Below are 11,823 nucleotides of genomic sequence, written 5' to 3' on the forward strand. Positions count from 1 at the left end.
TTGGACGATGCAACAAAAAAGGCGCCCCGGGTGGAGCGCCTTTGGAGAGGTTGATTTGTGGCTTAGCCCAGTTTTTTGGCAACCAGTTGGTTTACCGCCTTGGGGTTGGCCTTGCCGCCCGTGGCCTTCATCACCTGACCCACGAACCAGCCTGCCAGTTTGGGGTTCTGTTTGGCTTTTTCCACCTGCGCGGGGTTGTCGGCGATGATCTGATCCAGGGCGGCCTCGATGGCGCCGGTATCTGTCACCTGCTTCATGCCACGCTCTTCAACGATCTGGGCCGGGTCACCGCCCTCGGTATAGACGATCTCAAACAGGTCCTTGGCGATCTTGCCCGAAATAGTTTCAGCCGAGATCAGCTCCACAATGCCGCCCAGCTGCGCCGGGGTGACGGGGCTGTTGGCAATATCGGCTTCATCAGCCTTCAGGCGGCCAAAGAGTTCATTGATCACCCAGTTGGCAGCGAGCTTGCCATTGCGGCCCTCAGCCACGGCTTCAAAATAGGAGGCAGATTCCACATCTGCGGTCAGCACCGAGGCGTCATAATCGCTGAGTTTGAAATCGGCGATGAACCGCGTCTTTTTTGCGTCAGGCAGTTCCGGCAGCGTGGCGGCGATATCATCGACCCAGGCCTGTTCGATCTCCAGCGGCAGCAGATCGGGATCGGGGAAGTAGCGATAGTCATGTGCTTCTTCTTTGGAACGCATCGACCGGGTTTCACCCTTGTCTGGGTCATAAAGCCGGGTTTCCTGATCGACTTCTCCACCGGCTTCGATGATGGCGATCTGGCGGCGGGCTTCGATCTCGATGGCCTGCTGGATAAAGCGCATGGAGTTCATGTTCTTGATCTCGCAGCGGGTGCCAAGATGATCGAAGTCCTGGGTTTCCTGGTATTTCTCGTACTGACCGGGGCGGCAGACCGAGACGTTCACATCGGCCCGCAGGTTGCCGTTTTGCATATTGCCGTCGCAGGTACCGAGGTACTTCAGGATCTGGCGGATCTTGGCGATATAGGCGGCGGCCTCTTCGGGGCCACGGATGTCGGGGCGGGAGACGATCTCCATCAGGCAGACGCCTGTGCGGTTCAGGTCAACAAAGGACATATTGGGATCCATGTCATGGATCGATTTGCCCGCGTCCTGTTCCATGTGGATGCGTTCCACCCGCACGGTGCGCGCGGTGCCATCGCCCAGTTCCACCAGCACTTCGCCTTCGCCCACGATGGGGTGGTAGAGCTGGCTGATCTGATAGCCCTGCGGCAGATCCGGGTAGAAATAATTCTTGCGGTCAAAGGCGGACCAGAGGTTGATTTCAGCCTTCAGACCCAGGCCGGTGCGCACCGCCTGTTCAACACAGTATTCGTTGATGACGGGCAGCATGCCGGGCATGGCGGCATCAACAAAGGAGACATTGGAGTTTGGCTCGGCACCAAATTTGGTCGAGGCGCCAGAGAAGAGTTTGGCATTGGAGCTGACCTGGGCATGTACTTCCATACCGATGACCAGTTCCCAGTCATGTTTGGCGCCCGAAATCACCTTGGGCTTGGGGAGTTCATATGTCAGGTCGAGCATCTCGCACCGGCTCCTTATATCACGTTTAAAAGGCGTTCTAGGCCAGCGGGGCAAGCGGGGCAAGTGGTTGCAGAGATTCTGCGGGGATCTGGGGGCGAGACTTGTGGATTTGGCGCAAATCGCAGGCAACTGCGGGTTTGTGGCGCGCTCGGCCACGCGGGCTCTTGGCGGCATCTCATAGCAGGGCTAAGAAGGGTGCCCGAGCCGACCGCCGGTCGGCTGCGCAGATAAAATGAGGACGCCCCTTGGATACAGCAGCCCGTATCGCCCAGAGAATTGCCACCGAGATTGGCGCCGCAGCAAAACAGGTTACCAGTGCTGTGACCCTGCTGGACGAAGGCGCCACCGTGCCCTTTGTGGCGCGCTACCGCAAGGAAGCCACCGGAGGTCTGGATGATACGCAGCTGCGCACCCTGGATGAGCGCCTGTCCTACCTGCGCGAATTGGAAGCGCGACGCGGGGCAATCCTGGAGTCGATTAAATCGCAGGACAAGCTGACGGATGCCCTGGCGGGATCGATTGCCAAAGCTGAGACCAAAGCGCAGTTGGAAGATATCTATCTGCCCTATAAGCCCAAGCGGCGGACCAAGGCGATGATTGCCCGAGAAAATGGGTTGGAACCCTTGGTGGAAGCTATTCTGGAGGATCACAGCGCCGATCCTGAGGTCCTGGCTGCGGGCTATATCACCGAGGCGGTGCCGGGCACCAAAGAAGCCCTGAACGGTGCGCGTGATATTCTGACCGAACGGATGACAGAAAATGCCGGATTGTTGGGCCGGTTACGTCAGTTCATGCAGGCAGAGGCCCGGCTGACCGCGCGGGTGGTCGAGGGCAAAGAACAAGAGGGCGCCAAATTCTCTGACTATTTTGACCATGCTGAGCGCTGGGGGGATGTGCCCTCGCACCGGGCCTTGGCGATGCTGCGCGGCTCCAATGAGGGCGTGTTGACGCTGGATATCGGACCCGATCCGGAAGAGGGCGTTGCGCGCGCCGAAGCCATGGTGGCGGCGGAACTGCAGGCTGGCGGCACTGGGCCGGGGGACAAATGGTTGCGTAAAGTGGCCGGCTGGACATGGCGGGTGAAGCTGAGCCTGTCGATGATGCTGGAGTTGATGGCGGATTTGCGGTCACGGTCGCAGGATGACGCCATTCAAGTCTTTGCCCGTAACCTCAAGGATCTGCTGTTTGCCGCCCCAGCCGGTGCGCGACCGACGCTCGGGCTGGACCCGGGCATTCGCACCGGCGTCAAGGCGGCAGTGGTGGATGCAACTGGGAAACTGGTGGCCACAGAGACGCTCTATCCATTTCAGCCAAAGAATGATCTGCGCGGGGCGCAGGTCTCCATTCTGAAGCTGATCGCCGAACACGGCGTTGAACTGGTCGCCATCGGCAATGGCACCGCCAGCCGCGAAACAGAACGTATGGTGGCCGAGGTGATCAAACACCTGCCCGCCAAGGTGAATGCGCCCACCAAGGTCGTGGTCTCAGAGGCCGGGGCCTCGGTCTATTCGGCCTCGGAACTGGCGGCGCGGGAATTCCCAGATCTGGATGTGTCGCTGCGTGGCGCAGTGTCGATTGCGCGGCGCCTGCAGGATCCGCTGGCGGAGCTGGTCAAGATCGAACCCAAGAGCATTGGCGTTGGTCAGTATCAGCATGATGTGGACCAGCACCGGCTGTCAAAATCGCTGGAGGCGGTGATCGAGGATGTGGTGAATGCCGTAGGCGTTGATCTCAATATGGCCTCGGCACCGCTACTGAGCCATGTGTCGGGGCTGGGGCCTGGGTTGGCCGAAGCCATTGTGGCGCACCGAGATGTCAATGGCGCTTTTGCCTCGCGCCGGGAGCTGTTGAAGGTGGCGCGGCTTGGCCCTAAGGCCTTTGAGCAATGTGCGGGCTTCCTGCGTATTCGTGAGGGCAAAGAACCGCTGGATGCCTCATCCGTACACCCCGAGGCCTATAGTGTTGCCCGCCGGGTTGTTTCCGCATGTGGCCGCGATATTCGCCAGATCATGGGCGATGATGGCGCGCTGAAAGGGCTGCGGGCTGAACAATTTGTCGACGACAGTTTTGGCCTGCCAACGGTGCGCGACATCTTTGCCGAGCTGGAAAAACCGGGCCGGGACCCGCGCCCCTCCTTTGTGACGGCGAATTTTGCCGAGGGGGTCGAGACCCTACAGGATCTGAAGCCCGGCATGGTGCTGGAGGGCACGGTTACCAATGTCGCGGCCTTTGGCGCCTTTGTGGATATTGGCGTGCATCAGGACGGGTTGGTGCATGTCAGCCAGCTGGCAGACAAATTTGTCAAGGATCCGCATGAGGTGGTGAAGACCGGCCAGGTGGTCAAGGTCACTGTCACCGAAGTGGATATTGCCCGCAAACGCATTGCCCTTACCATGCGCAAAGATGGCGGTGCCTCGGCCCGCGAAGAGCGCAACGCCCGAGGTGGAGCGCCGGGCCAGCCCAAGTCAGGGGGCGGCGGGCGCGGAGGTCAATACCGCGGGGGGCAAAAATCAGGAGGTCAAAAAGCTGGCGAGCAAAATCGTGGCGGGCAAAACCGGGCTGGCATGTCCTCTTCCCCCAAAGGCAGTGGCAAACAAGAGACCGGTGCCCTGGGTGCGGCTTTGATGGATGCTTTCAAAAAGACCTGAGGTGCAGCGCTATAAGGGGCAGCTTAGAATGATCAAGTGAAGAGGTCGGGGTTTTCCCGGCCTTTTTAATGAAACGGGTCATTCCGGAACCAGATCAAAACCCTCAGGGGTAAATGAAATCTTGTGACCGCTGCCCAACTCGTCGCGGAAAATTCCGGCGATACACTGCAGCGCCTCAGCCTGGCCAAGAGCGGCAAAGCGGCGCAGAGAGGTGATCCGCGCGTTGTTGTTGAAGCCTTCGCAGGCATGGGCCCAGATCAGCGGATGCAGCTCATGCAGGTGGCTACGGATCAGCCAGCGTGCGGCTTCGGCGATCTTTAACCGATTCACGTCGGCCTGCTGGTTTTGCCCCCGGCCACTGCGCAGGGTGACCGAGCAATAGGCGGCCAAAAGGTTGATCATCTCCTGGCTGGGATCGGCACACAGGATATCCTGCAACCCATCAAGGAAGAAATCCGGATCAACCCGGGCGCAGGCCTGAACATCAATGGCCAAGGCATCAAAATAGACCCAGGTGTAGCCGCCAGCCCCCCATTCTTCCTGGGTGCGGACAGCAGTGCGGCGTGCTTCGAGCTCTAGCGCTGCATAAGAGCCATTGGCACGGGGCAGCATCTGGGCACCAAGCGCGCGCATTGGACGGGGGTTTTCAGGGTTCTGATCAATCAGCGCGCCATAGGCATCTGCCACTTCTAGGGTGTCGGCGTTTTGGCCGGCATAAAGCGCACATTGGGCGGCTGCCAGAAAAGCGCTGTTTTGACAATTCTTCTGCAACGGCTGCAGCAGGGTGGCGGCCCGTTCAAAATGCGCATTGGCACGGCGCAGATGTGCCTCGGCTTGGGCTTCGGCCAGAGCCTCTTCGGTGGCGGCACCGCGCCAGATCCAAGCGATGTCAATATGTGCCAGCGCCACAATAGCAGTGAGGTAGCTGTCTTGACGGTGGTCGCGGCGCAGCGCTTCGAGCGCCATGACGCCATCAATTAGGATCCTGTCTTCGCCCTTTTCGCCAGCGACAGACGCCGGTTTGGCACTGCGATCTTCAAGGGCGTGCTCCACCGCATTCACCACGTCAGCGCGGGCCCCATAGGCCAGCAGGTCAGCTGCGGGCAGCCCGCCTGAGGTGCGGCTGTGGTTTTGATCGGCCTCGCGGATAAGCTGTGACAGATCGGACCAGCGTTCTTGGCGGGCGAGAAACTGCCCGCGATCCTGCAGCGCATGACGGCTTTTGGTGTCTGACCCTTCTTCGCAGATCGGGATCAACAAGGAATCGGCAAAGGGGATATGGGGTGGTTCGGCGGCGGTCTCAGCTGGGGCATCTAGCTGCTCTGGGGTGTCTTGACCTGCGGGGGCGGGCTGGGAACTCGCCACGGAATCCTCTTCGTCGACCCGAGAAGCGGCTGGTCTGACTGCAAAACTGGCCGCAATCCAAGCGGGAAACTCTTTGTGCAGTCGGGACAGGCGCGTCCACATCTGGTCGTGAGATTTGAGCATTCAAAGTCCTGCAGTTGGCAGCTGATCTGGGTAGGCTCAAAATGATTGCGCAATGCGGCGCAATCGTGGCGGCGATGGGGTGATTGCCGATAAGAATTGGGAAATGGCGTGGCAGAAGGAACTGCGGCGCAGGCAGGTCTAGAAAACCGTGAAGTGGTGGCGCTGGCAGGCAATGCCGCGGGCCTCTAGGGCCTGTTCCAGCTCTGACACAGGGGGCAGAACATGCTGGGGGATGCGAGTTTTGCGGTCATCCTCAAACACAAGCGTGGCGCGAAAGGAAAAGTCCCAACGCCGGTCCAGCCGGAGCAGGGTGACGGAGGACAGCGGCAGACAGGTCTGGCGGGTCGCGGTGACCCAGCTGATTTGATCATCTGTCAGCTCTAGCCAGGACAGAGGGTTGCGCCAAAGCTCCCAAAGACCGGGCAGCACTGGCAAGGTTAAAAGCACAAGAAACCAGGTGGTGATTTGCATTTTGACCCCAGCAAAAACCAGGGCCGCAAGCCAGAGGCAAATCGCAAGAGCCAAGGCCGGGCTGCGCCCCTGATGCTCAAACAAAAGCGGTGTCAGGGGCGCTGTTCTGGCGGGATCTTTGCCAGGCTGGTCCGGGGGGGGCTGATCAGGCATCCAGAATTCGACTGACCATTTCATTGGTGTCACGGCTCAGCCCGGTGGTTGATTTGATCCGTTGCAACTGCATTTTGATCAGGGCTTGTCGGTCTGCATCATAGCGTTTCCAGGTCTGGAAGGCGGTACACATGCGAGCGGTGGTCTGCGGGTTGAGACTGTCCAGCACGATGAGGTTATCTGCCAGGAGCTGGTAGCCTGCGCCGCTGGCATGGTGGAAGCCCGCGTGGTTGCCCGCCAGGGCACCCATCACCGCGCGGAACCGGTTGGGGTTTTTCAGGGTGAACAGTTCATGCCGGGTCAGATCTTTTGCCACAGCTGCGGCTTTTTCCGGTGTCGCGAGCGCCACCTGTAGGGCAAACCATTTGTCCATCACCAGTCGGTCACCCCGCCACTGCTCAAAAAAGGCATGCGATTGCGCCGCGCCATTTTCCGCCTGCAGCAGCCAGGACAGGGCAGCATATTGCTGGGTCATATTGTCGGCTGATGCATATTGGCGCGCGGCCTGTTCGCCGCCGTCCAACCGGGTCAGGAGCGTCAGGACCCGCGCGTTCAAAGCACGTTTGCCTGCGCTTGCGGCATCGGGAGAGTAGGCGCCTTCCACGGTGGTCTCCGCATAGAGCCGCGGCAGGCTGTCCGCCAGCTGCTGCGCCAATGTCTGGGCAAGGGTCTCGGCGGCGTCGTATATCTTTTGCGGGTCGGGGGTGACGCCACGCTCATACAGAGTCTGGGCTATATCGGACTGGCTGGGCGGTTGCAGGACCAGCGCCCGGAAGGCTGGATCCAGGCTGTCGTCGCGTACCAGTTTCTGCAGCGCCTCCAAATAGGCAGCATCCGGGGCTGCGCCCTCTAGAACCATGTCGATGCGGGCTTCGCGGGCCAATGTGTTGCCGGCCTCCCAGCGGTTGAACAGATCGCTGTCATGGGCCAGCAAAAAGGTACGCTCAGCGCTGCTGGTCGCACGCTCCAGAATGACCGGGGCTGAGAATTCACGCAGGATCGAGGGCACTGGCTTGCTGGCCAGCCCGTCGAAGGTAAAACTCTGTTTGGCCTCGGTCATTTCCAGCACAGTGGTGGGCTGCACCTCATCACCATTGCCGTTGAGCAATCCCAGCGCGATAGGGATGACGCGCGGGTCTTTCTGTGGCTGGCCGGGGGTGGCAGCAGTGCTTTGCTCGAAGGTGAGCGTATAGCTGCCATCCTCATAGCTCTCTGCCACCTTGAGCCGTGGCGTCCCGGCCTGCGAATACCAGCGCTTAAACTGGGCCAGATCGCGCCCGGTGCTGTCCTCAAACACCTGAAGCCAATCCTCGATGGTGCAGGCCTGGCCATCATGGCGGTCAAAATAGAGATCCACCGCCTTGCGATAGGCCGCGTCGCCCACCAGACGTTTGAGCATGCCGATGATCTCGGCGCCCTTTTCATAGATGGTGGCCGTATAGAAGTTGTTGATTTCCTGAAACTCTTCGGGTCGAACCGGATGTGACAACGGGCCCTGATCTTCGGGGAATTGGCGGGCGCGCAGATCAATCACATCCGAGATCCGCTTTACTGAGGCAGAGCGCATATCGGAGGTGAACTGGGCATCGCGGAACACCGTCAGCCCTTCCTTGAGGCAGAGCTGGAACCAGTCGCGGCAGGTGATCCGGTTGCCGGTCCAGTTGTGGAAATACTCATGCGCAATGATCGCTTCGATGCGCTCAAAATTGGCATCTGTCGAGGTTTCAGGCGAGGCCAGAACGCAGGAGGAGTTGAAGATGTTCAGCCCCTTGTTTTCCATCGCGCCCATGTTGAAATCATCCACCGCGACGATGTTGAAGATATCCAGATCATATTCGCGGCCATAGGCCTCTTCGTCCCAGGTCATGGATTTTTTCAGCGCTTCCATGCCAAAGGCGCATTTATCCTCATCCCCCGGGCGCACCCAGATGTTCAGCTCGACCTCTTTGCCGGATTGGGTGGTAAACGTATCCGGGTGATTGACCAGATCACCTGCCACCAGGGCAAAGAGATAGGCCGGTTTGGGCCAGGGGTCATGCCATTCGGCCAGACCCTGGGATTGCGACACCGGGTTGCCGTTAGACAGCAGCACTTCCTCATCACCTTCAATGCGAACGGTAAAGATGGACATCACATCGGGGCGGTCGGGGTAATAGGTGATCTTGCGAAAGCCCTCGGCCTCGCATTGGGTGCAATACATGCCCCCCGACATATAAAGCCCTTCGAGGGCAGTGTTGCCCGCCGGGTCAATTTCCACCTCGGCCTCCCAAAGGAACGAGGTTTCGGGCACTTCGCAGGTCAGCCCCTCGGCAGTCAGATCAGGGGTGGCGTCAGTTCCGTCAATCTTGGCCGAGATCAACTTCAGCTTTTCGCCGTGCAAAAAGAATCTGAGGTCGGTTGCGCCAGGCTTTGGTGTGAAGCGAATTTTGCTCAGCACGCGGGTGGCGCTGGGGGCCAGACGAAAGGTCAACTCGACGCTGTCGACCTCAAAGCCAAAGGGGGTGTAGTCATTTAGATAGAAGGTCTCTGCTTCGGTCAGGGCTGCGTCACTGGTCATCTGGAAATCCTCGTCTGTCCGTGCCGGGTGGCAGTCTCCCGCTACCCTTGGTCTTTTGGTTGTCCTAGTCGTAGGCAATGGCGCTGGGCCGGGCAAGCGCAGGACGCGGAAAATGCAAGCAAAACCAGCGGGCATTTGCGTGTCATTTTTGAAGTCAGGTATGATTTGCTAAAAAATTTTGAAACAGCCATGCCGGAATTGGTAAAGTCATCTTACCGCATCTGTTGCCGATAGGAAACTTTTCCTGTATCCGGGAAACAGGATCGACAGAGGCAGAAGGAGTAGATCAATGAGCGAGATGCGCAATATCGAGGGGATGCAGGTGGCATCCGAGCTGGCTGAGTTCATTGAAGGCAAGGCCTTGCCGGGAACAGGCGTTTCGGCCGCGGCCTTTTGGGCGGGGCTGTCTGGCCTGATCAATGGCATGGGCGATGAAAACCGTGCCCTGCTGGCAAAACGCGCTGATCTGCAGGGGCAGATTGATGCCTGGCACATTGCCAACCGTGGCGCGCCTCAGGACGAAGCCGCCTACGAGGCCTTTCTGCGCGAAATTGGCTATCTTCTGCCCGAAGGCGATGATTTTGAAGTTGATACCACCAATGTTGATGCTGAGATCGCTCATACGCCGGGGCCGCAACTGGTGGTGCCGATCACCAACGCCCGTTTTGCCTTGAACGCGGCCAATGCCCGCTGGGGATCCTTGTATGATGCGCTGTATGGCACCGATGCCATGGGGGATCTGCCCCAGGCTGGCGGCTATGATGCCGCGCGCGGTGATCGGGTGATCGCCTGGGGGCGGAGTTTTCTGGATGAGACCTTTCCGTTGCAGGTTGGCTCGTGGAATGACATCAGCGGCCTGACGGTGACGGAGGGGGCGCTGGCCCCGGCGTTGAAGGATGCTGGGCAGTTTGCGGGCCACGTTGGTGAGGCCAATGCTCCAACACGGGTGCTGCTCAAAAACAACGGCTTGCACGCAGTGATCGAGATCGATGCTGCTGGCAATATCGGCGCGACAGATGCAGCCGGGATCAATGATATCACCCTGGAATCGGCGCTCTCCACCATTATGGACTGCGAAGATTCCGTGGCCTGCGTTGATGCAGAGGACAAGGTTGTTGCCTATTCCAACTGGCTGGGTCTGATGAAACGCGACCTGGCAGAGGAGGTCAGCAAGGGCGGCAAGACCTTTACCCGCGTGCTGAACGATGACCTGGAGTTTGTCACCCCGGCAGGCGAAACAGCCAGCCTCAAGGGGCGCTCGCTTCTGCTGGTGCGCAACGTCGGCCACCTGATGACCAACCCGGCAGTGTTGGACAGCGAAGGTCGAGAAGCGGGCGAAGGCCTCCTGGATGCGATGATCACTGTGATGATCGCTATGCATGACCTGCAGGCCGCGGGCGGCAACTCGCTCAAAGGCTCGGTCTATGTGGTGAAGCCGAAGATGCACGGCCCCGAAGAGGTCGATTTTGCCTGCCGCATCTTTGACCATGTCGAAGCCGCGCTGGGCCTGCCGGCCAATACAGTCAAGATTGGCATCATGGATGAAGAGCGTCGCACCAGCGTCAATCTTAAACAGTGCATCCGCGCCGCCAGATCGCGGGTTGCCTTCATTAACACGGGCTTCCTGGACCGCACCGGGGATGAAATCCATACCTCGATGGAGGCAGGGGCCATGCTGCCCAAAGGCGAAATGAAGGGCACCGCTTGGATTGCTTCCTATGAGGATCGCAACGTTGATATCGGCCTGGCTTGCGGCCTCAAAGGCCGCGCCCAGATCGGCAAGGGTATGTGGGCCATGCCGGATCTGATGGGCGAAATGCTGGCGGCCAAAATCGGCCATCCCAAATCCGGCGCCACCTGCGCCTGGGTGCCATCGCCAACTGCCGCCACCCTGCATGCCACCCATTATCATCAGTTTGACGTGCTGGCTCATCAGGATGCGCTGCGCGTGGCTGGCCCGCGTGGGAGTCTGGAAGATCTGCTCACCGTGCCGGTGATGCAGGGGCAGAACCTCTCTGACGAAGAAATTACCCGCGAGATCGAAAACAATGCCCAGGGCATCCTCGGCTATGTGGTGCGCTGGGTGGATCAGGGCGTTGGCTGCTCCAAGGTGCCGGACCTCAATGATGTGGGGCTGATGGAAGACCGGGCAACCTGCCGGATTTCCAGCCAGGCGCTGGCCAATTGGCTGCACCACGAGGTGGTGAGCGCGCCTCAGGTGTTGGCAGCGATGCAAAAGATGGCTACGGTCGTTGACCAGCAAAACGCAGGCGATGCCAGTTACAGCCCCATGGCGCCGGGGTTTGAAGGCATTGCCTTCCAGGCCGCCTGTGATCTGGTCTTCAAAGGGCGCATTCAGCCCTCAGGCTATACTGAGCCTGTGCTGCATGCCCGCCGCCTTGAACTGAAGGCCGCCAGCTAACAGATCAATAACAGAGGGGGCAGGGAGCTTTCCTGCCCCTTTTCTTTTCCCGCTCCCGACCAAAGGATGAGCCCATGACAATTTCCCTGCAATCTGCCCAAACCATCATCGACAAAGCCCTGGCAAAGGGCCGCGACATGGGCTTGAAACCGCTCTCGGCGGTGGTGCTGGACGGCGGCGGCCATGTGCAGGCCTTTGCCCGCGAAGATGGCGCAGCACCGGGCCGTTTTGCGATCGCCCATGGCAAGGCCTATGGCGCGGTGATGCTGGGCATGGCGGGCACCGCCCAGATGGCGCGGGCCGAGGCTCAGGCTTATTTCATGGCCGCAGTGAACGGTGTCTATGGCGGCCAGGTCATTCCGGTACCGGGCGGGGTGCTGTTGCGCGATGATACCGGCGCGGTGATTGGTGCAGTGGGGGTGACGGGCGATACCTCAGACAACGATGCCATTGCGGCCATGGCCGGGATCGAAGCAGCCGGACTCACCGGCGAAATCTGATCTCAACTGACAC

The 11,823-nt window shown here is 59.8% G+C and carries 7 protein-coding genes; 3 read left to right on the forward strand and 4 right to left on the reverse strand.

Annotated features, from left to right (window positions below; genetic code table 11):
* Positions 1–62: 62 nt before the first annotated feature.
* Entirely contained in the window at positions 63–1,571 is a 1,509-nt protein-coding gene (gene gatB / locus ABJP42_RS08875; RefSeq protein ID WP_348339966.1) for an Asp-tRNA(Asn)/Glu-tRNA(Gln) amidotransferase subunit GatB, read from the reverse strand.
* Positions 1,572–1,816: 245 nt separating this feature from the next.
* On the opposite strand from gatB, the gene ABJP42_RS08880 reads away from it, so the two are divergent.
* Entirely contained in the window at positions 1,817–4,219 is a 2,403-nt protein-coding gene (locus tag ABJP42_RS08880) for a Tex family protein (RefSeq protein ID WP_348339967.1), read from the forward strand.
* 78 nt (positions 4,220–4,297) lie between these two features.
* Here ABJP42_RS08880 and ABJP42_RS08885 read toward each other — a convergent pair whose 3' ends face one another.
* The 3 genes from ABJP42_RS08885 to pepN form a co-directional block, all read right to left on the reverse strand.
* Positions 4,298–5,707, reverse strand: a complete 1,410-nt coding sequence (locus tag ABJP42_RS08885) for a hypothetical protein (RefSeq protein WP_348339968.1) — start codon at positions 5,705–5,707, stop codon at positions 4,298–4,300.
* Between the two features lie 138 nt (positions 5,708–5,845).
* Positions 5,846–6,355 carry a hypothetical protein gene (locus tag ABJP42_RS08890; RefSeq protein WP_348339969.1) on the reverse strand — a complete coding sequence of 170 codons (510 nt, stop codon included), beginning with the start codon at positions 6,353–6,355 and terminating at the stop codon, positions 5,846–5,848.
* Positions 6,324–8,888: an aminopeptidase N gene (gene pepN, locus ABJP42_RS08895; RefSeq protein ID WP_348339970.1), complete on the reverse strand. Its 2,565-nt coding sequence runs from the start codon at positions 8,886–8,888 to the stop codon at positions 6,324–6,326. Before pepN ends, ABJP42_RS08890 begins: the two co-directional genes overlap by 32 nt.
* Before the next feature lie 289 nt (positions 8,889–9,177).
* On the opposite strand from pepN, the gene ABJP42_RS08900 reads away from it, so the two are divergent.
* Positions 9,178–11,310, forward strand: coding sequence for a malate synthase G (locus ABJP42_RS08900; RefSeq protein ID WP_490363203.1), 2,133 nt, complete (start codon positions 9,178–9,180; stop codon positions 11,308–11,310).
* Between the two features lie 74 nt (positions 11,311–11,384).
* The gene (locus ABJP42_RS08905; protein ID WP_348339971.1) at positions 11,385–11,810 is read left to right on the forward strand and encodes a GlcG/HbpS family heme-binding protein; all 426 of its coding nucleotides are present in this window, start codon (positions 11,385–11,387) and stop codon (positions 11,808–11,810) included.
* The last annotated feature ends 13 nt before the right edge of the window (positions 11,811–11,823 follow it).

It is taken from the genome of Pseudophaeobacter sp., from assembly GCF_039971195.1.
Taxonomy (GTDB): Bacteria; Pseudomonadota; Alphaproteobacteria; order Rhodobacterales; family Rhodobacteraceae; genus Pseudophaeobacter.